This window comes from Janthinobacterium sp. NKUCC08_JDC, from assembly GCF_019345575.1.
Taxonomy (GTDB): domain Bacteria; phylum Pseudomonadota; class Gammaproteobacteria; order Burkholderiales; family Burkholderiaceae_D; genus Janthinobacterium; species Janthinobacterium aestuarii.
Map to the genome: position 1 here is coordinate 122,513 of NZ_JAHKQW010000014.1, position 25,219 is coordinate 147,731.

At 64.4% G+C, this 25,219-nt stretch carries 24 protein-coding genes; 8 read left to right on the forward strand and 16 right to left on the reverse strand.

Translation table 11 applies throughout. The annotated features are described in order from the left end of the window. Positions 1-2: 2 nt before the first annotated feature. The 16 genes from KO538_RS24625 to KO538_RS24700 all read right to left on the reverse strand — a co-directional run bounded on the left by KO538_RS24625 (position 3) and on the right by KO538_RS24700 (position 14,155). Entirely contained in the window at positions 3-920 is a 918-nt protein-coding gene (locus tag KO538_RS24625; RefSeq protein WP_257620556.1) for an alpha/beta hydrolase, read from the reverse strand. 26 nt (positions 921-946) lie between these two features. Then, the gene (locus KO538_RS24630) at positions 947-1,981 is read right to left on the reverse strand and encodes a tetratricopeptide repeat protein (RefSeq protein WP_219329950.1); all 1,035 of its coding nucleotides are present in this window, start codon (positions 1,979-1,981) and stop codon (positions 947-949) included. Positions 1,982-1,998: 17 nt separating this feature from the next. Then, positions 1,999-2,901, reverse strand: coding sequence for an ExeA family protein (locus tag KO538_RS24635; RefSeq protein WP_219329951.1), 903 nt, complete (start codon positions 2,899-2,901; stop codon positions 1,999-2,001). Beyond that, complete coding sequence (gene mshL / locus KO538_RS24640) at positions 2,902-4,686, reverse strand: pilus (MSHA type) biogenesis protein MshL (protein WP_219329953.1); 1,785 nt, start codon at positions 4,684-4,686, stop codon at positions 2,902-2,904. Positions 4,687-4,724: 38 nt separating this feature from the next. Further along, complete coding sequence (locus tag KO538_RS24645; protein ID WP_219329954.1) at positions 4,725-5,126, reverse strand: MSHA biogenesis protein MshK; 402 nt, start codon at positions 5,124-5,126, stop codon at positions 4,725-4,727. Beyond that, entirely contained in the window at positions 5,111-5,809 is a 699-nt protein-coding gene (gene gspM / locus KO538_RS24650) for a type II secretion system protein GspM (protein ID WP_219329955.1), read from the reverse strand. The genes KO538_RS24645 and gspM overlap by 16 nt, the downstream gene beginning before the upstream one ends. Continuing rightward, entirely contained in the window at positions 5,809-6,471 is a 663-nt protein-coding gene (locus tag KO538_RS24655; protein ID WP_219329956.1) for a PilN domain-containing protein, read from the reverse strand. The genes gspM and KO538_RS24655 overlap by 1 nt, the downstream gene beginning before the upstream one ends. Beyond that, positions 6,468-7,427, reverse strand: coding sequence for an agglutinin biogenesis protein MshI (locus KO538_RS24660; protein ID WP_219329957.1), 960 nt, complete (start codon positions 7,425-7,427; stop codon positions 6,468-6,470). The genes KO538_RS24655 and KO538_RS24660 overlap by 4 nt, the downstream gene beginning before the upstream one ends. Before the next feature lie 131 nt (positions 7,428-7,558). Next, positions 7,559-8,011: an agglutinin biogenesis protein MshP gene (locus KO538_RS24665; protein WP_219329958.1), complete on the reverse strand. Its 453-nt coding sequence runs from the start codon at positions 8,009-8,011 to the stop codon at positions 7,559-7,561. Continuing rightward, entirely contained in the window at positions 8,008-8,910 is a 903-nt protein-coding gene (locus KO538_RS24670; RefSeq protein ID WP_219329959.1) for a prepilin-type N-terminal cleavage/methylation domain-containing protein, read from the reverse strand. The genes KO538_RS24665 and KO538_RS24670 overlap by 4 nt, the downstream gene beginning before the upstream one ends. After that, a complete protein-coding gene (locus tag KO538_RS24675) occupies positions 8,907-9,464 on the reverse strand; it encodes a type II secretion system protein (RefSeq protein ID WP_070305050.1) in 558 nt (185 codons plus the stop codon). The genes KO538_RS24670 and KO538_RS24675 overlap by 4 nt, the downstream gene beginning before the upstream one ends. Continuing rightward, on the reverse strand, positions 9,454-10,008 hold the full coding sequence (locus KO538_RS24680; protein WP_070305075.1) for a Tfp pilus assembly protein FimT/FimU: 555 nt from the start codon (positions 10,006-10,008) through the stop codon (positions 9,454-9,456). Before KO538_RS24680 ends, KO538_RS24675 begins: the two co-directional genes overlap by 11 nt. A gap of 144 nt (positions 10,009-10,152) precedes the next feature. After that, on the reverse strand, positions 10,153-10,632 hold the full coding sequence (locus KO538_RS29680) for a type II secretion system protein (protein ID WP_070305051.1): 480 nt from the start codon (positions 10,630-10,632) through the stop codon (positions 10,153-10,155). A 76-nt stretch (positions 10,633-10,708) separates the two neighbouring features. Then, entirely contained in the window at positions 10,709-11,215 is a 507-nt protein-coding gene (locus KO538_RS24690) for a type II secretion system protein (RefSeq protein WP_219329960.1), read from the reverse strand. Continuing rightward, complete coding sequence (locus tag KO538_RS24695) at positions 11,215-12,450, reverse strand: type II secretion system F family protein (RefSeq protein ID WP_219329961.1); 1,236 nt, start codon at positions 12,448-12,450, stop codon at positions 11,215-11,217. Before KO538_RS24695 ends, KO538_RS24690 begins: the two co-directional genes overlap by 1 nt. A 1-nt stretch (position 12,451) precedes the next feature. Continuing rightward, entirely contained in the window at positions 12,452-14,155 is a 1,704-nt protein-coding gene (locus KO538_RS24700) for a GspE/PulE family protein (protein ID WP_070305056.1), read from the reverse strand. Between the two features lie 213 nt (positions 14,156-14,368). Here KO538_RS24700 and KO538_RS24705 point away from each other — a divergent pair, with 213 nt between their 5' ends. The 8 genes from KO538_RS24705 to KO538_RS24740 all read left to right on the forward strand — a co-directional run bounded on the left by KO538_RS24705 (position 14,369) and on the right by KO538_RS24740 (position 25,090). Then, on the forward strand, positions 14,369-15,097 hold the full coding sequence (locus tag KO538_RS24705) for an ABC transporter ATP-binding protein (RefSeq protein ID WP_219329962.1): 729 nt from the start codon (positions 14,369-14,371) through the stop codon (positions 15,095-15,097). Next, positions 15,094-16,467: an ExeA family protein gene (locus tag KO538_RS24710; RefSeq protein ID WP_257620557.1), complete on the forward strand. Its 1,374-nt coding sequence runs from the start codon at positions 15,094-15,096 to the stop codon at positions 16,465-16,467. The genes KO538_RS24705 and KO538_RS24710 overlap by 4 nt, the downstream gene beginning before the upstream one ends. Positions 16,468-16,574: 107 nt before the next feature. After that, the gene (locus KO538_RS24715) at positions 16,575-18,524 is read left to right on the forward strand and encodes a pilus (MSHA type) biogenesis protein MshL (RefSeq protein ID WP_219329963.1); all 1,950 of its coding nucleotides are present in this window, start codon (positions 16,575-16,577) and stop codon (positions 18,522-18,524) included. After that, positions 18,521-19,897, forward strand: a complete 1,377-nt coding sequence (locus tag KO538_RS24720) for a lipopolysaccharide assembly protein LapB (RefSeq protein ID WP_070304940.1) — start codon at positions 18,521-18,523, stop codon at positions 19,895-19,897. Before KO538_RS24715 ends, KO538_RS24720 begins: the two co-directional genes overlap by 4 nt. 7 nt (positions 19,898-19,904) lie before the next feature. Further along, positions 19,905-21,608, forward strand: coding sequence for a GspE/PulE family protein (locus tag KO538_RS24725; protein WP_219329964.1), 1,704 nt, complete (start codon positions 19,905-19,907; stop codon positions 21,606-21,608). Then, complete coding sequence (locus KO538_RS24730; RefSeq protein WP_219329965.1) at positions 21,608-22,813, forward strand: type II secretion system F family protein; 1,206 nt, start codon at positions 21,608-21,610, stop codon at positions 22,811-22,813. Before KO538_RS24725 ends, KO538_RS24730 begins: the two co-directional genes overlap by 1 nt. A 7-nt stretch (positions 22,814-22,820) precedes the next feature. Then, positions 22,821-24,398 carry a hypothetical protein gene (locus KO538_RS24735; RefSeq protein ID WP_219329966.1) on the forward strand — a complete coding sequence of 526 codons (1,578 nt, stop codon included), beginning with the start codon at positions 22,821-22,823 and terminating at the stop codon, positions 24,396-24,398. Continuing rightward, positions 24,395-25,090 (forward strand): hypothetical protein, encoded by a 696-nt coding sequence (locus tag KO538_RS24740; protein WP_257620558.1) that lies wholly within the window; start codon positions 24,395-24,397, stop codon positions 25,088-25,090. Before KO538_RS24735 ends, KO538_RS24740 begins: the two co-directional genes overlap by 4 nt. Positions 25,091-25,219: the final 129 nt, after the last annotated feature.

The following is a 25,219-nucleotide window of genomic DNA, read 5'->3' on the forward strand; positions in this document are numbered from 1 at the left end:
CGTCAGTTTGAAGACTTCAAATACGCGCGCAAGCCATGCGTCAAAATAAAGGGAAACACGCTCGCATGGTCTTCATCCTCGAACACGCGCAAGCGCGTCTTCAGGCCCGGGTACTTGTGCGATTTCAGCTTGCCATCGAACTCGCGCAAGTCGGCCAGCATGTCGGCCTCTTCCTCCAAACGCGAACGCTTCTTGCCCGCCGCCAGCTTTTCCAGGCCGCCAATGCCGAAGAATACGGACGCGGGCAAGTCCTTGTGGCTGGCCGCATACGCCTGCTCGCGGTCGAACATAACGCCGGCGTCGTACCAGAGCGACGGGCTGCCGAGAATGTAGTGCTCGAAGGTGCGCGGTTCCGTCAGCAAAAATTGCAGGCCCAGCAGGCTGCCGTAGGAATGGCCGATGAAGACCTTGCGCTGCATGTTGACGCGATAGTTACTGGCGATAAAGGGAAACACCTCGCCCGAGATGAACTGGCCATACGCCTTCGCTTCGCCGAACGCCGGTTGCCGCCCCGGCATGTCCGAACGGTAATCGTGCTTGCGCGGCGTGGTGGGCGTGTAGTCGCGGCGGCGGCTGTACACCCCGCCATCGCCGTTGGCGTACGACAGGCCGACCACCACGACTTCTTCCATCCCCGCATGCTTGTTCAGACGCTGCGCGATATTGCGCACGATGGCGAACGAGTAATTGGCGTCCACGACGAACAGCACCGGATAGCGTTTATTTCCCTGCCGATAGGAATCGGGCAAGGCGACATATAGCTGATAGTCGCGTTTCAGGGCTTGTGCACGGATGTCGCGCACTTCCGTATTTTCCAGCACGTAGCTGGCAGGGACACTGGCGGGCGCGGCCAGGGCGCTGTTGGCCAGGGTGCTGCTGGCCAGGCAGCACAGGACGATGAGCAAGTTGAGAGGCTTCAAGCTGGTTTCTTTCATTGAGGTAAAAGTTACTTCGACACAGCCGCCGTCAGCTGCACCAATTTGCGTTCGACAAACGCCTGCAATTGCGGCGACAGGGTTTGCAAGCCCTTGGCCCGCTCGAACGCCTGGCGCGCCTGGGCTGGGTGGTTGTCCGCTTGCAAGGCGATGCCCAGGCCCATCCACCAGACGCTGTTGTCGGGCGCCGTCTGCAGGGCCTGCTGATACTGTTCCGATGCTTCGCGGTAGCGCTGTTCGCGCTGCAGCACGCCGGCCAGGAAGGCGCGGTATTCGCCGTTGTCGGCGGCGTGCGGCAAGCTGCGCGTGAGGGTCTCGAGGGCGGCCGCGCCGCCGTTGGCCTTGTCCAGCTGCAGACGGGCCAGCATCATCGCTTGCGCCGGCTGTTTCGGGTCCAATGCCAGGCTCAGCTGCAACTGGCGGGCCGCCTCGTCGGGGCGCTGCGCTTCGAGCAGCAGACGCACCAGGGTTTCGCGCGCGCCCTGGTGGCGCGGGTCCAGCTGCAGGGTCTGCTGCAAGGCCAGCATGGCGTCGGAGACGCGGCCATCCTGCAACTGGGCCAGCGCACGCCGGTATTCATTCTCCACGCGCTGCTGGGCAGTGACTTGCTTGCCGTCGATGATGCGCTCGCTGGCGGCCGGTGCGGGTGTTTTTACCACGGACGCAGCGGCAGGCCTGGCCGCTTTTTCCACGATGCGGCGTAATTCGGCGGGCCGCGCCTTGGCGGGCGCGGGGGCAACTTCCTCGGCCTGGAACACGGGTTCGGGTTCAAGCGCCACGACGGGCGCAACTGGTGCCGCCACCACGGGAGCCAGAACAGGCGTACTGGCCACATTGATCAGCACGGGCGGCACGGCCGGGCGCTTCAGGTAGACCCAGCCCAGGGCGATGGCGGCGGCCGTCAAGCCGGCAGCGCCGCCAAAGACCAGCGCGCGCGGCAGGCCCCGCTCGCGTTCGGGCACGGAGCGGATGCCGGCCGCGTCGCCGCGTCCATCGGGGGTGCCGCGCGCATCGAGGTCTTGCAACATCTTGTTAATCAGGCTCATCTACAGGCTCATCTTCGTCATCGGTTCAATAAAGTCCAGCTTACACCGCAAGCGGCGGCCAGCACGCCGGCGCCGGCCAGCCATGGCCAGGGCTTCTGCCAGAAGTGAGGCTTGCTGGCCAGGGTATCGCTGGCGGCCAGCGCCACGTGGCGCCCGCTGACCTGCTGCCGGCCTTCGCCATACGCCACCATCAGCGCCTTGTGCGCCATGATGTTGATCAGGCGCGGAATGCCGCCGGAAGCCTGGTACAGCTTGCGCACGCCGCCACGGCTGAACAGGCGCGCGCCATCGAAGCCGGCCACTCGCAGGCGGTGCGCCACATAGAAATCCACGTCGTCGCGCGACAAGGGACCCAGGTGGTAGTGAAAGGTGATGCGCTGCGCCAGCTGGCGGATTTCCGGCAGGGCCAGCTTGACATCGAGTTCCGGCTGGCCGAACAGCACGATTTGCAGCAGCTTGCGCTTTTCCGTTTCCAGATTCGTCAGCAGGCGCAGCGCTTCGAGGCTGTCGACGGGAATCGCCTGCGCTTCGTCCAGACACAGCAGCACGCGCTTGCCCTGCGCCGCCAGATTGAGCAGGCGCAGGTTGAGGGACTTGAGCAACTGATGCTGATCAGCATCTTTCTCCAGCAATACATCGAGGTCGTCCGCCAGCGCCAGGATCAGCGAACGGGGCGGCAAGTTCGGATTCGGGATGTAGGCCGTGACGAAATCCGGCCCCAACGATTGCATGAACTTGCGGCACAAAAAGGTTTTACCAGTCCCCACTTCGCCAGTGATCTTGATGAAGCCCTCGCCATTGCGCGCCGCCACCAGCAGGGTGTTGAGCGCCTTTTGCGACTGCGGGCCGTTGAAGAAGAAACTGGTATCGGGCGTGAGGCCGAACGGCGCCTCGCGCAAGCCGAAATGGGCCTGGTACATTTAGCGCCGCTCCGACGGTCGGCGCGGGTCGAGCGCCTCGATGCGCTTGCCCGAATCGAGCAAGTCCTCGTTCCAGCTGTTGGCGCCATCGACGATGGTCGGCTTGATCAGCACCACCAGCTCGCGCTTCTGGATCACCTGCCCCGTGTTGCGGAACAGCGCGCCCAGTACGGGAAGGTCGCCCGCGCCCGGCACTTGCGAGCGGTCCGACGTCGTGGCCTGGCGCATCAGGCCGCCGATGGCGACGATGCGGCCATCCTGGCTGCGCACCATGCTGTCCATCTCGGACGTGCTCGATGCGGCCAGCGGCAGTTTCAGCGAACCGGCGCTGCCCAGGTCGATTTCCTTGCTGATGGTCGACACCTGGCTCACGGACGGGTGCACGTGCAGGATGATGTTGCCATCCGCATCGATCTGCGGCGTCACGTCCAGCACCACGCCGGAAAAGAAGGGCTGCAAGGTCACGTTGGGGCTGGTCGTCGCGCCGCTGGCCGTCGTGTTCGTCGTGGTCGACACGCCCGTCACGTAAAACTCGTCCGTACCGATCTTCAGCACGGCCTTCTGGTTATTCATGGTGGCGATGCGCGGGCTCGACAGTACATGCACGGAACCCTGCGATTCCAGGAAAGAAATCATGGCGGCGAAATTGGCCGTCTGGAAAGCCAGGCCGAACATAGAACCGGCCGCGTTGGCCGCCGAACTGAGGCCAAAGCCGCTGCTGGCCGTCAAGCCATTGCCGGTGGTCATGTTCGGCGGCTGGCCGCCGTTGAACGGCAGCGGCGCCAGGGTGCCGCCCGGCTGGATGAAGCCGGTCGAGATGCGGTTCGTGTGGCCGCTCTTGATCGAGGCGAACGAGGCCCAGTTGATGCCCGTCTGCGTATTGTCGTTGAGCTCGACTTCGAGGATTTTCGCTTCCAGGATCACCTGGCGGTCGACGGACAATTGCGTGGCCTTCAGGTACATGTCGACATTGCGCAACTCTTCCGGCATGGCGCGGATGACGATCACGCCCGACTGCGGGCTCAGTACCACTTGGCGCCCGCCTTCGCTGCTGCCGACGATGGCTTCCAGAGCCGCTCTCAATTCCGGCCAGAAATCGGCCGTCGACGAGGTGGTCAGGTTGCTGCTGTCCAGGGTGCGGCCGCCCTGGCCGCCATTGGTTTGCTGGTTCTGCTCGTTATTCTGGTTATTGCCCTGGTTGTTATTGCCGCCATTGCCCGAGCCGCCCGAATTGGTCGAGCCCACCGAACCCACGGACGTCGACGAGACGCGCAGGTTGGAACTGCCGCGGCGCGCGCCCGTCAGGTAATTGACGTGGAACAAACGCGTCTGCATGGTCAGGGGCTTGATGTAGATCTGCGTGCCCTCGACCTTGTAATCGTAGCCATACAGTTCGCGCACGGCGTCGAGCGCCTGGAACAGGGTCACCTCCTTCAGGTTGGCGGAAATCGTGCCGCCGATGTCAGGGTGGACCAGCATGTTGTAGCGCGTGCCGGCCACGATGGAAGTGAAGAACTGGCGCGCCGGCACATTGTTGAAAGCCACGTTGAAGCGCTCGTCGAGCGCGGCGCGGGCCTTCGGCAATTGCTGGGCCAAGGCCGCCACAGGTGGCAGCAGCGCCGCTTCCACGGCATCGGGCTGGGCCGCTGGCGCCGTGGTGGCCGCCGCGCCCTTGACGGCATCGGAGATCGCATTGTAGGTGTCGCGCTTGACGGGCGCGACATTGCAGCCGCCCAGGCCCAGGCTGACGCTGATGACAGCCGCCATCGTACTGATCTTGAACATGCTCGCCTTGTGTTGATTGAGTTGCTTGGCCACTTCTTCTACTCCTGCTTGCTGCCGGTCTTGCTATCGGTCTTGCGATCGGCCTTGTTATCGGTCTTGCTGCTCGGGTACAGCTTGAAGGTTTCCAGTGATTTGCCACGCCGCAACAGCACTGCCGTGTCGTGGATTTCCGTCACCACGGCGTCGCCCACCCTGCTGCCGACCTTGACCGTCTGGCCATCGATGACGGCCAGGCGGCGTCCGCCCGGCTGGGTGGAAATGAGCACCGATTGCAGCTGAGGCCGGGCCGCAACGACAGGCGCGGCGCTGGCGGGCGCCCACAGGGCCGCGGGCGGACGCGTCGGATCATCGAGCGCCTGCGCCTGCGCGCCAGGCCATGCCAGATTCAGCATGAGCAAAGGCGCCAGCAGCGCGGGACCAAAGGTCAGAGTGCGATCCATGTGTCGTCCATGCTGAGGGTATGTAAAGTCAGGGTCAAAGTGGCGCTTGGGTAGCTGGCCGCATCGAGGTGGGCGGCGCCCCAGAAGACGCGCGTCGGCATCGCTTGCAGCGCCTGCATGTATTGCACCATGTCCGCATAGCTGCCTTGCAGCACCACTTCCACGCCATGCTGGTGCAGCAACGGCGCCGGGGCCGGCGCCTTGGTGGCATCCGCCTTGGCCGCCGCATCGCCGTTTGCGGTTTCGGCCTGATGTGCGCCGACTGCGCTGCCGGGCAAGGTTTTCAGCGACACCAGGCGCAATCCCGCGTGCCGGCGCAGCAGGTGCTCAAGCAAGGTAACCATGCGCTCGGGCGCCACCAGGCCATGCTGCTTCTCGCGCAGCGCCTGCGCCAGGGATGCCGTTTCCGCCTGCAGGGCCAGCAGGCGCGCGCGCGCTTCCTTGTCGGGGTCGGTGGCATGGGCGAGCATGGTCAGCTCGATTTCCTTGTTCGTCGCGGTCAACAGGCTTTGCTTTTGCGCAATGCTCGCTTCCAGCGCTGCATGCTTCGCAAGCAAGGGATTGAGGCTCATGAAATAAAATACGAACAGAACGGCGGCCGCACCGGCGCCAAACACCATCAGCCGCTCGCGCAGGCTGAGGGCGTCGAAGGCGGTGGCCCATTTCTTCAGCAAGGGCAGCATCAGCGTGCTCCTCCCGCAACAGGTTTGGCCGGCGTGGCGGCACGCTCCGCCGACTGCAGGCTGAACGCGACATACGGCAGGCTGGCCGCCTTGCCCTCGGCCACGGCCGGCTGCTCGGGCTGGCCGATGTCGAGGCTGCCGAAGGTCTTGCCTTTGAGTACCTCCTGCTGGCCCAGGCGCGTGATGTACGCAGGCAGCAGCGACGCGTGCAAAGCGCGGCCCTGCAAGCCGAAGTCATTGCCGGCGCCGGCGATGTCCACGCCCGTCAGCCATACGCCTTCGACCCTGGCCTGCGCCAGCGCGCGGAAATAGCCGGCATAGCCGATGGTATTGCCCAGCTTGCCGCTGTCCAGCACGCTTGAAGCGTCCTGCAGCAACTGGCGCTGCGCCTCGACGGCCGACAGTTCCTGCGCCAGGGCCGGATCTTTCTTGCGTGGCGGGTAATCGCGCAAAATCTGGTCGCGCTTCGCCTCGACTTGCGCCAGCGCCGCCTTGACGCCCGCTTCGCGCTGTTCCAGGCTGGCCATTGCCTGCCGGGCCAGCACGCCCAGGACCAGCAAGACGAGCGCCAGCGCGCTCAGGCCCAGGCCGGCCGTGCTTGCCGACATATGGTGTTGTTTCAGTTCAAACTGGGGATTGAACAGATTGATCTGCTGGCTCATGCGCCCTTCCCTTCGTGCTTGCCCGGGTGCGGGCCAAGCTCGCGCAAGGCCGCGCCGATGGCCAGGAAATAGCGCGCCTGCATGGCGGGGTCGCGCAATTCGGCGGCCTGCGACAAGTCCAGCACGGTGGCCAGGTCCAGCTGCTCGACGGGCATGTAGAGATTGTCGGCCAGGTAGGCGTGCAAGCCATCGCTGGCGCCCGTCATCAGCATCAACCGGGCCAGCGAAATGAAATGGAACTGGCGGTCGAAGTGGTCGAACGAGCGCTGCAGTTCCAGGGTAACGCGGTCGTAGTACTGGCTGGCGTCGGGCGACTGCAATTGTGCCAGGGTCACGTCGATGCGGCGCGCCTGGTACAGCTCGCCATTGAAACTCATGGTCAGCAAGCCGCCGTCGCCATCGAAGAACAGCACGGCGATGCCGCGTCCCGGCGTTTCCAGCAAGGTGGCGATATTACGCTGCGCCATTTCGGGGATATCGATCACGGACAGGCCAATCTTGCATTCGGCGTACTGCGCCTGGCGTCGCGACACGGCGCTGTTGCGCGCGGCGACGGCAAACACGCTGCTGCCCCGCTGGGTGCCGTTCGGGTCGCCGGGAATGTCGAACACGTCGATGGTGGCGTCGGCCAGGGGAAAGTCCAGCATGTCCTTCAAGCGCCAGCCCACGGCCGTCTTCAACTCCTCGCGCGGCACGGCCGGCGCTTCCAGCGACAGCAGCTGGTATTCGCCGCCAGCCAGCACGCTGGTGCAGTGGCGCGCTGGGGCCTGCAGTTCCTTGCCCAGTTTTTCCAGCACCTCGGCCGGCGCCGGCCGTGCGGCAGCCTGATAGCTGGCACGCAGCACGCGCGGCATGCCGCCGGCGGGACGTTCGACCACGACAGCGCTGACGCCCTCGCGGCCAAACGCCGTGGCCAGCCAGCCATCGTACTTCTTTGCTCTTGCGAATAAACCCATGCGAACTATCCAGTGTAAGTGCCTGCCCGATCTTGTCGCGCAGTTAATGCATCCAGCCAATTTTAATTCATGAAGCCAACTTTATTGTGTAAAAACAATAAATTAGCGATCTTTTTTTCACGCAGTTGACCTTACTGCGACAACACGGCTTGCAGGCGGCGCTGGACGTAATCGGGGTTATTGCCCGCGTTCGGGCAGCCGGCAGGCCCAGGCTGGTTGCAAGCGGTGGCCGTGATCGTCCAGCTGGTCAAGGTGCCGGGCCCCGTGGCCGTGCCGCATTGCACGCTGACGCTGAACGCCGACAGGGTCGTGCCAGGTGGCAAACTGAACGTGGTGGCGCCGATGCACGCCGCACCGGCGGTCAAACCGGCGCTGATCTGCCGCTGCAAACCCCATTCAAGGCCGGCGCGGGCGGCCTGCTCGGCGCGCACGCCCTGCACGTCCAACGCCGATTCCGTCTGCTGGAAGGTGGACATATTCACCATCACGGCCGCCAGCGCGGCCAGCACCACGAGCAGGAAAATGGCCGTGACAAGGCTGAAACCGCGCATGCGGCGCGCGCGGTGGCGCAGCAAGTGCGTCATGGCGTATTCCTCGCCTGCACCTGTTGCACCAGGCGCAGCACGCCAGTATTGCTGTTCGCCGCGCCCAGGCTCAGGCTGATATTCACCAGGCCCCGCTGCACATTGGCCAGCACCGTATAGCTGAAAGCGCACGCCGTCACCTGGCGCGCCAGCAGGGCGCCATTCGCCGCCACCAGCGGCGCGGTGCCTTCCACAGCCGGCTGGGCGGCCTGGATCACATAACCGTCGTAACGGGTCAGGGTCCCGGTCGCCAGATTGCAGGCATAGGTGACGGGCGTCGACACCACCTGGAAACGGTTCGACGGCGACGGCAGCGGCGCGGGCGCCGTCGTGAAAGGATAGCTGCCCAAGGTGACGACACGGCCGGCCACGCCCGTGACGGGCGCGCGGTTGCAGCCATTTACCGCGCTGCACGCATACGCATTGTTCGGCGCGAAAGCTCCACCCAGGTTGTAGACGACGATCTGGTCGCCCACGCTGATCGCCTGGCGCGCGCCCAGCGCATTGGCGGGCATGGCGCCGACGACGGTGAAGCTCGCCGGAACGCCGGCGGCGGGAGGGGTCTCGAAGCTCAACACATTGCCCAGACCGGCCGGATCGCTGTCGCTCAGGTAGCGCCCGCCCGTCTTGGTCAGCAGCAATTCCAGGAACTGGCCGCCGCCCGTCACGCGCACGCTGTTCGGCAAGGCCAGGCGCACGTCGCGCGTCAGGCGGCGCGCCGCCGTATCGGCCGTATCGGCCAGCGCCGCGCGCGCGGTGGTGTCGATATAGCCTTGCACGGGCACGCGGATGAAGACGGCGACCATGGCGCCGATGATGCCCGTGATGACGATCACGATGACCATCTCGACAAGGGTAAAGCCGCGCGGGCGGCGCCTGGTGTCAAGGAAATTTTTCATGGAATACTGTTCGGCGCATAGCGCACGCGATAGCCGTCGAGCACGACCTGCTGGTCGGCATACGGCACGACCACCTGGATACGCAGGCCTTCCGTGGCAGGTAAGCCATTCAGGGCTACGGGAGTGATCGTTACCGATGCAACATATGTCTGGGGGGAGCCGGCAGCCCAGACGGCGCCCTGCGCATCCGTCTTGTAGTCCGTGGCTGCGCCATACGCGCCCACGTAATCATTGACGTTATCGAAAGGACGCCCCGCGCCGCCCGCCTCTTGTCCGGCCACTTCCGGGATAGCGCAGCCGGCGGGGTTGGCGGCCGTTTCCGCGGCCGGGTCTTGCGGATCGCAAAACGTAAACCGCGCCAGCTGGATTTCTTCCAGCATGCTTTCGGCAATCGCGAGCGCCTGCTTGCGCAGCTGCGGGTCGGCGCTGTGTTGCGTCGTCAGGCTCATCACGCCGAGGATGGCGGCCGAAGCCAGGCCGACGATGACGATGAACAGCACCAGTTCGATCAGGGTCACGCCACGTTCACGCTGGCGACGCTGGCTAATGGACATAGCCGGTCTCCCCTTCAACCGTGACGGTACGCGTCAGGCCATTGCTCTGGATGCTGATTTGCAGCGGGCCCGGGAAGGTCGATGCGTCAGGAAACACATTGGCCAGCGCATATGGCTGGCCCAGCGCGTCGAAATAAAAACTTGCCGACTTGACGGGATCGGTGGACATGGTAACGCCGGAAGGACGGCCTTCGCACAGCCAATTGCTACCCAGGCAATGCTGTAGCGTCTCCTTGCTGCCGCTGTTGTTGCCCGTCGGCGGCACCACCTTCTGCTCATCGCTGCAGCCGGCGTCGAAGCACAGGGCCACCTTGTTGGCATCGATGCTGACAAACACGGCACGGTTTTGCGCCACAGCCAGCTTTTGCCCGTAGCGCACGATATTCGTCACCTGGTCGGCAAAACCGCGCGCGTCGAACGTGTCGCGCTGGAAAAACCGGTTGACGGCAAAGGTCGCCAGCAGGCCCGCGATCACCATCACGGCCACCAGTTCGATCAAGGTGAAGCCGCGCGCAGGCGTACGCCTCAGCGAGCCTGGCGGCACTGCGTGGCGATGCGGACAAACTGTCGGTGGCTGCTGCAATGGATGGCCCGTAAAAAAGCCCAACGGGCTGGCGCCTGGGGTTGGGCTGGTGGTGCGCAAGGAAGGCTGGCGTGGCCTGACTTTCCTTGTTGTGTGCTTATATGTTTAGCCGCAATTTTCGGCTTTTGCATTGACCGTGATAACAGGTGCTCCGCCTGCAGCGGCAGGCGCCGTGTACACTACCGAGCAGCTGGCGCGTGTCGTGGCCTTGTCTACCGCAACGGTCATGACGGAGCCGGCAAAGGTGACATTGTAATCATCAACCGACAAGCCAGCAGCTTCTTGTATGCCGTCAGCACTGGCCGCAGGATAGCCAAACGCATCCTTGATAGTCTTGCCTTCCATTACGACCGCTTTAGTCGAGTCGCCGTTGACCAGGTATTGCGCATGGTACAGCGCCGCACCCGCCTTGACGGCGCCAGCGGCCGCATTCATCTTGGCCACGCGCGCATCGGTCGACATGTCGATGAATTTAGGAATCGCCGTCGCCGCCAGGATGCCGAGGATCACGATGACGACGATCAGTTCGATCAGGGTAAAACCTGCCTGGGCGCCGCTTTTCATACTACGTAAAGACTTATTCATACCTGCTCTCCAAAATCAAATAAAAACATCAAAACCAACGCCATGAAACTGTCGCTGCACCAGACCAGGAAGCGCGTCAGTTTGCTGCCGAGTCCGGCGATTTCCACACCACGATATCGGGCTCCCGGGAGAGCTTGTCAAGATCGGCGTCCGCACCCGGCAAGGTTACCTTAAATTTCACTGAATCAACCCTTGTAGCGGGAAAAATATTGCCATTACTAAACAAATAGATAATTTTTTGTTCTTTTTTGTCGTACAACCAATTCCCTGCCGGTAATTTTGCAAGGTCCGGCTGCGCGAACTCGCCCAGGTAGTTGGCCGGTTTATCCATCAGCCAGTCGAACGGGTTTTGCCGCGCCAGCGCCGGCATTCTGTCGCGCCGGTCCGCCAGGTACAGCTGCAGCACCTGCACCCGCAAGCTGGTGCGCAAGACGCCGAGCATCTGGGCCACGGCCACCTGCTGCGCCTGCTGCTGGTAATAGCCGACCCGGTTCAACAATACCGCCACCAGGATGGCGAACACGCCCGCCGCCACCGCCAGCTCGAACAGGGTGAAACCGCGCTGGCGGAGCGGCTTTGCCATCAGTGCAGGGCCGCCCGGCCCAGGTCCCAGATCGGCAGGAAGATGCCCAGCGCCAGCACCAGCACCATGGCGCCGAGGAAGACGATCAAGATCGGCTCGATCTGCGCCGACAGGGTCTTCAATTCATAGTCGACTTCGCGTTCGTACATGTCCGCGATCTCGTCCATCAGGTCGTCGAGCGAACCGGACTCCTCGCCCACGGCGATCATCTGCAGTACCACGGGCGTAAACACGCTGGCCGCGACCGAGGTGCGCAAGATGCTTTCGCCCCGCTCGACACCGTCGCGCATCTGTTCCACGCGCGCGCTCAGATAAGTATTGTCGACCGTTTGCGACACCACGGTCAGTGCCTGCACGATGGGCACGCCGCTCGTGCTCGACAAGGCGAAACTGCGCGCAAAGCGGGCCATCGTGCCCTTCAGGATGATCTTGCCGGCGATCGGCAGGCGCAGCTTGGCGCGGTCCCATTTGTATAAGCCCTCTTTCGTGCGCAGCCAGGCGCGCCAGCCGAAAAAGCCGCCCACGCCCAGCATCAGCAGGATGGGCCAGTACGCCACCGTGAAGCGCGACGTGCCGATCAGGATGCGCGTCATCAGGGGCAGTTCCGCGTGGAAGCTGGCGAACACTTTCTCGAACTGGGGAATGACGAAGATATTCACCACGATCATGGCGGCGAGCATGGCGAAGACGACGAAGGTCGGGTAGCGCGTCGCCGTTTTCACGCGCGCGCGCATGTCGCGGTCGAATTCCAGGTGGTTGAACAGGCGCAGGAACACTTCGTCGAGGCGCCCCGTCATTTCGCCCACGCGCACCATCGATAAGTAAAACGGCGTGAAGATCGTGGGATGGCGCGCCATGGCGGCCGACAGCTCACGCCCCGCGTCGAGCGACTCGCGCACATCCTTGATGATGCGTCCGAACGCTGGGCTGATGGCGGACTCCTGCAAGCCGGCCAGGCCGCGCATGATGGGCACACCCGCCTTGAGCAGGGTGTACAGCTGGCGGCTGAACAGCTGCACGTCCATGGGCGTGACTTTTTTCTCGGTCAGCCTGGCCCACCAGCCCAGCTGGTTGGCGCCGGCCTTCGTCACCGTCTGTTTCGTGGCGCTGATATCGACGGGCGTGCTGCCGCCCGCCATCAACTGGTCGGCCACGGCGCCGCTGTCGGCGCCTTCCATCACGCCGGTCAGCAGTTCGCCGCTGGCGCTACGTGCCTTGTAGGAGAAAAACGGCACCTCAATCCTCGCTCTGGTTGCTGATGCGCATCGCTTCCATCACCGTCGTGCGGCCCTGTACCACCAGTTGCACGGCGTGGCGGCGCAAGGTTTCGCCCGCCATCTGCGCCGTCGCCACCTTCATGAAATGCGATGGGTCGGCATGGTTGGCGGCATCGGCCACGGCGCGCGTGATTTCCAGTAATTCGTACACGCCCGTACGGCCCCGGTAACCCATGCCGTTGCAATGCGAACAGCCCTTGCCGTGGAAATACTGGTTGCGCTCGACCAGCTCGCCCAGTTCCAGGCGCAGCCATTCGTATTCGTTCGGCGTGGGCTGGTACGGCGTGCTGCAGCTTTCGCAGATCACGCGCACCAGGCGCTGCGCCAGCACGGCTTGCAGCGAACTGCCCACCATGTAGCGGGGTACGCCCATGTCCATCAGCCGCAGCGGCGTGCTGATGGCGTCGTTCGTATGCAGGGTCGACAGCACCAGGTGGCCCGTCATGGCGGCGCGCAGGCCGATCTGCGCCGTTTCCTGGTCGCGCATCTCGCCGACGAGCACAATGTCGGGATCTTGCCGCAAGGCCGAGCGCAGCACCCTGGCAAAGTTCAGCTCGATCTTCTCGTTCACTTGCACCTGGTTAATGCCAGGCAAGCGGTACTCGACGGGGTCCTCCACCGTGATGAGCTTTTTTTCCACGGAATTGAGTTCGGACAAGGCGCAGTACAAAGTCGTCGTCTTGCCGCTGCCGGTCGGCCCCGTTACCAGCACGAGGCCGTTCGGGCGGCTGACGATGGCGCGGAACTGCTGCACCAGCTTGGGCGGCATGCCGATGGCGTCCAGGCGCAAGGTCGTGCCGCCCTGATTCAGCAAGCGCATCACGACGGATTCGCCGTACTGCGTGGGCATGGTGGAAATACGCACGTCGATGCGCTGGTTTTTCACGCGGATGGCGAAACGGCCATCCTGCGGCAAGCGCTTTTCGGAAATATCGAGGTCCGACATCAGTTTCAAGCGCAGCGCCAGCGAACTGGCGATCTTGCTGTCCGCTTCCGTCTGCAGGTGCAGCACGCCGTCGATGCGGAAACGGATTTGCAGCCGGCCTTCCTGCGGCTCGATGTGGATGTCCGAAGCGCGCACCTGCGTGGCATCCTCGAACACCGATTGCAGCAGCTTGACGATGGGCGCCTCTTCCAGGCCCGGATTGGCGGCCAGCGCGCCGAAGTCGACGGACACGTCGCCCAGGTCCTGCTCCAGCTCGCGCGTCAGGGTCGAGATATCTTCCGTGCGGCGGTAGATGCGGTCGATGGCGGCCAGCACTTCCGTCTCATTGACCACAGCCAGCTCGATCTGGCGCTTGACCAGGCGCGAAATTTCATCGTACGCGAACAGGTCGGTCGGATCGGACATGCCGACCAGCAAGCCTTCGCGGCGGTCTTCCAGCACCAGCGCGCGAAAACGCCGCGCCTGGGTTTCCGGCAGCAGCCGCACCAGTTCGGGATTGATGTTGAAAAACTTCAGATTGATGTAGGGAATGTCGAGCTGGCGCGCCAGCGCGCCCGAAATCTGCTCTTCCGTGACGAAGCCGTGCTCGACAAAAACGCGGCCCAGCTTGCGTCCCGAACGCTTCTGTTCCGTCAAGGCCTGGCCCAACTGTTCTTCCGTCAGCAGTTTCTGCTGCACCAAAATTTCACCGAGCCGGACTTTCTCTGGCCTTGCCATTGCATACTCCTCGACAAACAAATTCCACAGACGATACACGCCAGCGGCGCGCGGGGGTATTTTATTCCAGAACCTGTTGTTTCTTAAAGAAAATACATTCCAACGTTTGATTTTTGCGCATTTCAACACACTGCAAGGAAACGCTTGCCGCCCACCTGCGCCCGTGGCAATAATGGCGGTCGTTCACCGCCTTTCCTGCCGACCATTGCCCCTATGAACGCCTGCGCCATCGAGTTCCACAACGTGCATCTGCAACTGGCGGGCAGCGCCGTGCTGCGCGGCGTCGACCTGCAGGTGCGCGCGGGGGAACTGTTCGGCCTCGTCGGCGTGAATGGCGCGGGAAAGACGAGCTTGCTGAAATGCCTGCTGGACTTTTGCACGCCAGAGCGGGGAGATATCGCCATCTTCGGCCAGCCGCACCGGCACGGCGCGGCGCGCCAACCGCTGTCGTTTCTGCCGGAACGCTTCCAGGCACCGTATTACCTGACGGGCGGCGATTTCCTGCGCTACCTGGCGCGCCTGCACGATGTGCACCCCGATACGCAAGCCGTGCAGCAAGCCCTGGATGCGCTGGACCTGGCGCCGGACGCCCTGCTGCGCCCCGCGCGCGCATATTCGAAAGGCATGATGCAGAAACTGGGGCTGGCCGCCTGCCTGCTGTCGGGCAAGCGGCAACTGGTGCTCGATGAACCGATGAGCGGACTCGACCCTAAAGCGCGCGCGCAATTCAAGCAAGTGCTGCGGCAAGCGCGCGCGCAAGGCCGTGGCGCCCTGTTCACTTCGCATGCGCTGGCCGACGTGGAAGAATTGTGCGACCGCATGGCCATCCTGCATGCGGGCCGCATCGTGTTTACAGGCACGCCCGCCGAATGCCGCGCCCGCCATGGCGGCGCGGCCGGCGCCAGCCTGGAACAGGCTTTTCTCAATTGCATCGCAGCATGAACGCCGACACGCAGGTTTCCAGCCACTACGCGCCATCGCCGCACGGCATGTATCTGCGCCATTTCGGCTTGCGCACGGCGCCGTTCGGCATCACGCCGGACCCGGCCTTCTTTTATACGGGCAATACACGGGGCGAACTGCTCGACGCGCTGCTGTATGCCGTCACGCAAGGCGAAGGCATCATCAAGCTGACGGGCGAAGTGGGCAGCGGCAAGACCATGCTGTGCCGCATGCTGGCCGAGCGCCTGCCGCCCCAGGTCGACGTGCTGTATTTGCTCAATCCCCGCCTGGAGCCGGACGAAGTCCTGCACGCCATCGCCGCCGAACTGGGCCTGGAACTGGACGGACGCGGCGCCGATGCCGTGCTGCGCGCCCTACACGGCGAGCTGATCGGCAGGCATGCTGCGGGGCGCCAGGTGGTACTGCTGGCCGAAGAAGCGCAAGCCATGCCCGGCGCAACCCTGGAAGCGCTGCGCCTGCTGACGAATTTGGAAACGGCCAGCCACAAGCTGCTGCAGATCGTCCTGTTTGGCCAGCCGGAATTGCAGCACACCCTGGACTTGCTCCAGTTCCGCCAATTGAAGGAGCGCATCACCCACAGTTTCACCGTACCGCGCCTGCCGCCAGCCTTGCTGAACGATTATCTGACATGCCGCCTGAGCGCCGCCGGCCGCACGGCGCCGCTCGTCTTCACCCCGTCCGCCCTGCGCCGGCTGGCGCGCGCGGCGCAAGGCATTGTGCGCAGGGTCAATATCCTCGCCGACAAGGCCTTGCTGGCCGCGTTTGCGGACGATGCGCAGCAAATCAGCGCACGCCACATGCGCCTGGCCATTGCCGACAGCCCGTTTCACCGGCCGCCCTGGCATGCGGGCAAGCTGCTGGCGGGTGCCTTGAGCGCACTGATGCTGCTGCTGGCCGCTGCGCTACTGTGGCAATGGCTGGCGCCGGGCCAGGCAGCAGTCCCACGTGCGCCGCTGCCAACGCTGCCTGCGCCGTCGACGCTGCTCGACAGCAAGCTGGCGGAATCGCGCGACTGGCTGGCACGGCAAGGGCCGCAGCAACTGGTGCTGCACATCGCCAGCCTGCCCGCCACCGAAACGGCCGCGGCGGAAACGTTCCTGCAGCAGGCGCAGCAAGCCATCGGCCTGCGCGACCTGCACGTGTTTCTCCTGCCCGGCGCGGCGTCCGCGAGCGCCGCCGGGCGCCTAGACATCGTCTACGGCAGCTTCGCCGACCGGGCCAGCGCCGAGGCCGTCTGGGCTAGGCTGGCCCCTGCGTCGCCACAGAAAATATTGCTGTACGACATAGATAGTATCTGTGCAGAAATTAAAGCCGTGACACCGGCACAAACTGGGCGTGGCGCCCCTTGACTTTATTTCGGTATATTGCCTCCGGGGCCCGCACACCCGATTGCTTTTAGGCGATCATGCTGGGTAAAATTACAAAAGCACAACACGACTTCAAGGGCGAACTTTTCATGAATCAACACCCTATTCCTGTGCTGGCCTCCTGGGTCGCCCTCGCCTGCAGCACCGTGCTGGCCGGCTGCGCCACGCATCAAACGCCGCTGTCGCCTGCCCACATCAATACCCCGCCCCGCCCAGCCGGCGCCATTCCCGAACCGGTGCAGCAAAGCAGCACGCTGGCCGCGCCCCTGCCCGCGCCGAAAGTGGAAACTTACAGCGTCACCGTGCACAAGGTGCCCGTGCAATCGCTGCTGTTTGCGCTGGCGCGCGACGCGGGCATGAATATCGACATCCACCCACAGATCGAAGGCAGCGTCACCCTGAATGCGCTGAACCAGACCCTGCCGCAACTGCTGACGCGTATCGGCAAGCAAGTCGATATGCGCTACGAAATCGATGGCAAGAACCTGACGGTGCTGCCCGACGCGCCCGTATGGCGCAATTACAAGGTCGATTACGTCAACATGGCGCGCAGCACCAACAGCAGCGTGAATATCGCCACGCAAATTTCCACGGCGGGCGGAGGATCGAACAGCGCCAGCAACCCCGTCGGCGGCACGCAAGGCAGCAGCAATAACAACTCGACCACCCTGGTCGTGAATCGTTCGGAAAACAATTTCTGGTACAGCCTGGAAAAGAATATCCGCGACCTGCTGCGCGAGACCACGCTCAACGACGTGCAGGTGGACCCGCTGGCGCAACTGAACCAGCAATTGACGAGCATGCCAGGGCAACAAGGGCAACAAGGACAGCAGGGGCAGCAGGGACAACAAGGCCAGCCTGGCCAGCAGCAGAATCAGGCCGGCAATCAATACGGCAGCCAGGCGCCGATGCAGACTGGCGGCCAGTATGCGCCTGGCCAGCAGCAGGGCAACAGCAACGCGACCCCGTCCCAGCCGCTCGACGCGAACGGCATGCCGCTGCTGAAACTGGCCAACAAGGGCAGTCCCTCGTCCGTCGTCGTCAACGTGGAAGGCGGCCTGATCGCCGTGCGGGCCACGGGCCGCCAGCATGAAAAGATCGCCGAATTCCTCGACGCGGTATTGCATAGCGCCAAGCGCCAGGTGCTGATCGAAGCGACCATCATCGAAGTGCGGCTGAGCAATGAATACCAGCAAGGCATCAACTGGTCGCGCCTGACGGGCAGCCTGAGCCTGACGCAGAAGCAGGTGGGCACCCAGGCGCTCAGCAGCGGCGTCACACCTGGTTCCACGCCAGGCATCTTCGTGCTCGATTACCTGAAGGACAGCTTCGGCACCACCATCCAGCTACTCGAATCGTTCGGCAAGGTGAAAGTGCTGTCCAGCCCGAAGATTAGCGTGCTCAACAATCAGACGGCCATGCTGAAGGTGGTCGACAACAATGTTTTCTTTACCATCAAGGTGACGCCTGCCGTGATCAGCTCGACGGGCACCATCACCACGCCCGCCACGTATGAATCGAAACTGGAAACCGTGCCTGTCGGCTTCGTCATGAGCGTCACGCCGCAGATTTCCGACAGCGATGAAGTGACCCTGAACGTGCGCCCCACCATCACGCGCATCGTCGGCTACGTGCAAGACCCGAATCCGGCTCTGGCCACGGCCACCGTGATCAGCAAGGTACCCGTGATCCAGGCGCGCGAACTGGAATCGATCATGAAAGTGGGCAATGGCCAGATCGCCGTGATGGGCGGCCTGATGCAGGACTCCGTCGACAATGCCAAAGATGGCGTGCCGGGCCTGTCCAGCCTGCCCCTGGTCGGCAATTTGTTTACCTATCGTAATGAAGCGAGCAGCAAGACGGAGCTGGTGATCTTCATGCGCCCCGTCGTCGTCAAGGATGCCAGCGTCGAGGGCGATTACCGCGACTACCGTTATCTGCTGCCCGGCCAGGCGCCGCTCAACAGCCAGCCGTACACGGATGGCCCGCCGGCGCCCGCCGTCCAGCCGCAGGCACGCCTGCAGGGAGACGTCCCATGAGCTTGCTGATGCAGGCGCTCAAGAAAGCCGAGCGCGCCAAGCAGAACAGCCTTTCCGACGAGGAACTGGAAAAGCCGTCCGAAGCCTACGACCAGGTGCTGGAACTGGCGCCGGCCGACGCCCCGCCGCCCCGTCCCGCGCCGGTTGCGCCACCGCCCGTGCAGCCGGCAAGCACCCTGCGCCTGGAACCGCTGCCGGACGCTCCGGCGCCGCAGCCCGAGTCGAGTAGCGCCCAGCCCGGTCCGCAAGCCGGCCCGCCCCCCGAGCCACCACGCGCCCGTCCGGAACCGCCGCCCGCCAAGCCACGCGCCAGCCGCAGCAATCCGCCGCCGAAAGGTCCCACCGGTCCCATCAGCGTCGACCCGGCCACCGTGCGCCTGGCCGTGCTGCTGGCGATCCTGCTGCTGGTGGCCGGCTCCATGGCGTACTGGTACTGGCGCGCCAGCAGCAGCCCCGGCGCGGGCGCCAACCTGCCCGGCGTACCCATGCCGCTGACGGACGCCCCGGGCACGTCCGGCGTTGCCGGGCCCATCGTGGTGCTGCCCGGGGCCGGCGGCGCCCTGCCGGATGCCACGGCGCCCGCACCGCTGCCGCAGGACATGCCGCGCGAACAGCGCCAGCCGGCCGGCGCAGCGGAACAGCAGGCGATGATACAAGCCGCCGCGCAAGCGGCCGTGGCCGCCCAGCTGGCGCAACTGCAGCCGCCTGCTCCGCCCAGCCTGCCACCGGTGGCCGCGCCCGACAACAGCCAGATTCAGGTAGTACGCAACGACACGGCGCCGCAGATCAACCCCGGCGTGCAGCAAGCCTACCAGGCTTTCAACGGAGGCCAGCTGGGCGCGGCGCGCCAGCAATATGAAAGCGTGCTGCAGCAGGACGCCAACAACCGCGATGCGCTGCTGGGCCTGGCAGCCGTGGCCCAGCGCGAGAACCAGGGCGCGCAGGCGGCGTCGCTGTACGTGCGTTTGCTGGAAATCAATCCCGATGATGGCGTAGCGCTGGCCGGCCTGATCGGCTTGCGCCAGGGCGACGTCGTGCAGAGCGAAGCAAAACTGAAAGCCATCCTGGCGCGTACCCCCGACAGCGGCCCCGTGCTGTTTGCACTGGGCAATGTGTACGCCAAGCAGCGCCGCTGGAACGAAGCGCAGCAGCAATTTTTCCGCGCCTACAGCGCCGCGCCCGGCAATCCCGACTATGCCTTCAACCTGGCCGTGGGCCTGGACCGGCTGAACCAGCCGAAACTGGCCGCCACCTATTACCAGCGCGCCTTGACCCTGGCGCAGACCACGCCGGCCGCGTTCGACCAGGCCGTCGTGCAAACGCGCTTGCGCGAACTGGCCGAGCCGGCCACCATCACACCCCGTCAGGAATAAGCATTACATGGCAGAACAGGCAAAACTTCCGCTGGGCAAATTGCTGATCCAGAAAGGCGTGATCAGCGAAGACCAGCTGCGCATCGCCCTGATCGAGCAGCGGCGCAGCAGCGAACCGCTGGGCAAGCTGCTGATCACGCTCGGTTTCGTTACGGAAGCCACCGTGCGCGAGGCGCTCAGCGAAAACCTGAAACAGGTCAGCGCGGACCTGTCGAGCCTGGTGGTCGACGCCATCGCCCTGAAACTGATCCCGAAGGACGTGGCCAAGCGCTACCGCGTCTTCCCCATCGTGTATGAACGGCAGGCGGACAATCTGATCCTGGCCATGGCCGACACCAGCAACATCGTCGCGCTCGACCAGATCAGCGCCATGCTGGTCAAGGGCATCACGATTTCCACCGTGCTCGTCAACGAGTCGGACATTTCGCGCGCCATCGACCAGTACTATGGCTTTGAATTGTCGATCGACGGCATCCTGCACGAAATCGAAACGGGCGAAGTCAGCTACCAGAGCATGGCTTCACCGTCGGACGAGTACAGCCAGCCCATGGTGCGCCTGATCGATGCGCTGCTGGCCGATGCCGTGCAGAACGGCGCCTCGGACATCCATTTCGAGCCGGAACAGTCGTTCCTGCGCATCCGCTACCGTATCGACGGCATCCTGCGGCAAATCCGCAGCCTGCACAAATCGTACTGGCCGGCCATGGCCGTGCGCCTGAAGGTGATGTCGAACATGAATATCGCCGAGGCGCGCGCGCCGCAGGATGGGCGCATCAGCATCAAGTTTTCCGGACGACAAATCGACTTCCGCGCGTCGGCGCAGCCCACCACGCATGGCGAAAACTTCGTGCTGCGCGTGCTGGACCGGCAAAAAGGCATCGTCCCGCTGGACGCCCTGGGCCTGGCCGAGCCGGAATTGAACTTGCTGAAACTCATGATCGCGCGCCCCGACGGTGTGATACTTGTGACGGGCCCGACGGGCAGCGGCAAGACCACGACCCTGTATTCGATACTCAACCATATCAATACGGAAAGCGTCAACATCATGACCCTGGAGGATCCGGTCGAGTATCCGATGAACATGATACGCCAGACCTCCGTCAACGAATCCGTCAAGCTGGGCTTTGCCGACGGCATCCGCTCGATGATGCGGCAAGACCCGGACATCATCCTGGTGGGCGAGATCCGCGACCGCGAAACGGCGGAAATGGCCTTTGCCGCCGCCATGACGGGGCACCAGGTGTATTCCACCCTACATACGAGCTCGGCCATTGGTTCCGTGGCCCGCCTGCTCGATATCGGCATCCTGCCCGACATCATGGCCGGCAACATCATCGGCATCGTGGCGCAGCGCCTCGTGCGTCGGTTGTGTCCGCACTGCAAGGAAACCGTGATCGCCGACGACGTCGAACGCCGCCTGCTGGGTCTGGCGGCAACCGATGCGCCCGTGTCCATCTGCCGTGCCGTCGGTTGCGAGCGCTGTGCGCACCAGGGCTACAAGGGCCGCCTGGCCATTATGGAAATCCTCAAGATGACGGCCGAACTCGATGAATTGACGGCGCGCCGCGCCAGTTCGCGCGAATTGAAGAACGCGGCGCGCGCGGGCGGCTTCAAGGGCCTCGTCGACGACGGCATGCGCCGCGTAATGGAAGGCGTCACCACGCTGGAAGAAGTGGGCCGCGTGGTCGACCTGACGGAAAGGCTGGCCTGATGGCGCAATATGTCTACCGCGCCATGGATGCCGCCGGCACATTGATTCCCGGCAGCATGGAGGCGGCCAACGTGCCGGACCTGGAAGCGCGCCTGCACCGCATGCAGCTCGACTTGATCGACTGCAAGATCACGGGCCAGTATCTGGTGCTGCTGGGCAAGCGGGTCATCCACCGCCGCGACCTGATCAATTTCTGCTTCCACATGGAGCAATTGACGGGCGCGGGCGTGCCCATCCTGGATGGCTTGAACGACTTGCGCGAAAGCACGGACCACCCGCGCCTGCGCGAAGTCGTCACGGATCTGATCGAAAGCATCGAAGGCGGCCTGCCCCTGTCGGGCGCGCTGGCCCAGCATGGCGACATCTTCGACGCCACGTTCACCAGCCTGATACTGGCGGGCGAACAGAGCGGCAAGATCGCCGAAGTCTTCAAGAACCTGTCCGAAAGTCTGAAATGGCAGGACGAACTGGCGTCGCAGACGCGCAAGATCATCATGTACCCGGTCATCGTGGCCATCGTCGTGGCGGCCGTGACGTTTTTTCTGATGATCTATCTGGTCCCTCAGCTGACGGCGTTCATTCGCAACATGGGCGGCGAGCTGCCGCTGCACACGCGCGTGCTGATTGCCGTGTCGAACGTCTTCATCGCATACTGGTATGTGCTGCTGGCCTTGCCCGTGCTGCTGTTCTTCGGGCTGCGCGCGCTCATCCGCCGCAGCGAGACGGCCCGCTATGCCTGGGATGGCTTGAAGCTGCGGCTGTGGCTGGTCGGACCCGTGCTGCACAAGATCATCCTGGCCCGCTTCGCCACGTTTTTCGCCCTGATGTATGCTTCCGGCATCACGATACTCGAATGCATCCGCCTGTCCGAAGGCATCGCCGGCAACCAGGTGGTGGCGGCGGGCCTGCGCCGCGCCGCCCAGCTGATCAGCGAGGGTTACGGCGTGACGGCCGCCTTCCAGCACACGGGCATCTTCCCGCCGCTCGTGATCCGCATGCTGAAGGTGGGCGAGGCTACGGGATCGCTGGACACGGCCTTGCGCAATGTCAGTTACTTTTACAACCGCGAAGTGAAGGAATTGATTGAAAAAGTGCAAGCCATGATCGAGCCGACCATGACGGTCATCCTGGGCCTGCTGCTGGGCTGGATCATGTTGTCGGTGCTGGGGCCGATCTACGACACCATCAGTACAATCAAGACCTGAGGCCGCCGTGTTCCGCAAACAATTACTCTACATCACCAGCGACGCCCTGTGCGCCTACGACTGGGACCATGGCGTGCTGGGCCCGGGCCAGGCCTTTCCCGCCAGCGCGGCCGGGCTGGACGGTTTCGCCGCGTGGCTGGAAGACCCGCAGGCGCACCGCCTCGACGTGCCCGCCTACCTGCTGACGGACTTGATCGAAGAGGATTTCCAGCGCCAGCTGCTGCCCCACGTGCGCGGCAAGGCGGGCCGAGCCTTGCTGGAGCGGCGCAAGCAGCAACTGCACCGCGATACGCCCTACCGGGGCAGCACCCTGCTGGGCCGTGAAAGCACGGGCCGCCACGACGACCAGGTGCTGTTCTTCGCCCTGACCAACCCATCCTTGCTGCAGCCGTGGACGGAGGCGCTCGAGCACCTGCGCGTGCCCGTGGCCGGCATCTATTCGACCAGCCTGCTCAGTATCGCGCTGGTCAAAAAGCTGTCGATCGCGCATGAACACTTGCTGCTCGTGACGCAGCAGTCGGGCGGCTTGCGGCAAAGCTACTATGAAAAGGGCCAGCTGCGCTTTTCGCGCCAGACGGCCACCATCGCACTCGACGGCGTGGCCGTGAATATTGCGCTGGAAACGGAAAAGACGCGGCAATTTCTGACCAGCACGCGCATGCTGGCGCGCGGCGACGTCCTGAATACCGTCATCCTGGCGCCAGCCGCGCAGATCGCCAAGCTCGAACTGCTGTGCGACAACGGCGTCGAAGTGGCTTACCACTTCATCGACCTGCAGCTGGCCGCCGAAAGAGTGGGCTTGCGCAAGACGCCGGCGCTGGCCGATGAATTGCTGCTGACCTTGTTGGGCAAGCATCCGCCGTCCAGCCACTATCCGCCAGGCGCGCTGGCCCGCTACTACCACTTCCAGCGCGCGCGCAAGACGCTGTATGGCGCCAGCACGCTGATCGGCGCGTCCGCAGCCCTGTGGTGCGCGATTAACTTGCTCGGCGGCATAGCCGACGGGGCCGCCATCCAGCGCCTGGCGCAGGAAACGGCGTCCTACCAGGAGCGCTACCGCAGCGTCATGTCGACCCAGCCGCCGGCGCCAGCCAAGACGCAGAACATGAAAGTGGCCGTGACCCTGGGTCACATGATCGCCAGCCAGGCGCCGGAGCCGGGCCGGCTGCTGGGCATGCTGAGCGCCGCACTGGACCAGGCGCCGCAGGTGGCGCTGGGCCAGCTGCACTGGCATGCGGGCCAGGCGCCCACGCGCGTAGCCGGCAATCAGCCACCGCAACAGCAGCAGCAACAGCAACAAAGTACGGGCGGGACGACCGGCAGCGCCCTGGCCGGCATTCCCGTCGCGCCGCCGCAGGCGCTGCGCCTGGAAGCGGACGTGGCCATGCCGAACAACGATTACCGCGCGGCCCTGGCCGCCATCACGGCCTTCGCGCAAACCCTGGCGCGCCAGCCGGGCTTGCAGGTGACGATCGAGGAAACGCCGCTCGACCTGCGCCCCAGCGCGGCCCTGTCCGGCAAGAGCGCCGTGCCGGCGCCAGCCAGCCAGGCCCGCTTCACCCTCTTGCTCGCGTGGCAGCCATGAGCGGCCCCGTCAAGCAGCCGCCCCTGCCCGGCATGCAGCGGACCAGCACGCCCGCGCGCGCCCTGCCCGCCTGGCTGGGCGAACTGCACCTGATACGCCGCGCCCTGCTGTGCTTTACCCTGACCATGCTGGCCAGCCTGGTGCTGCTGAGCCTGAGCATCGCCTACCGCGAACGCGAGGCGCAGCAGCTGGACCTGGCCCAGCGCACGCGTTCGGCGGCCGCCATGCTGTTCAACCACGTGGAAGCGGAGAAGCAGGAAATCCGCGCCTATGAACCGCGATTCCTCGCCTTGCGCCAGCGCGGCCTGATCGGCGAGGAAAACCGCCTCGCCTGGATCGACGCCATCCGCCGCAGCCAGGAACAGCGCAAACTGCTGCCGATCAGCTATGACATCAGCCCGCAGCAAGGGCTGCAAGTGCCATTGCCCATGGTGATGGGGCAATATCATTTGCGCGGCAGCCGCATGCGCCTGCAGATGGATTTGCTGCACGAGATGGATTTGCTGAACCTGCTGGACGATTTGCGCCAGGCCGGCTATTTCGCCGTGCAGGATTGCACGCTCAAGCGCCATGCCACGGCCGGCGCCGGGCCAGGCAGCGGCGGTGCGAGCGGGGCGGCGCCCGCCCTGGGCGCCGAATGCGAGCTGCTGTGGCTGACCCTGGGCAGCACGCCCGTGCCGGGGCGGCCATGAAGCGCACCCTCGTCCTGTGTGCGCTGCTGGCTGGCGCCGCGCTCACGGCCCAGGCGCAGCCACCGCAGCTGGGGCGCTTGTTCCTGTCGCCCGAGCAGCGCGCCCAGCTCGACGCGCAGCGCTACGGCC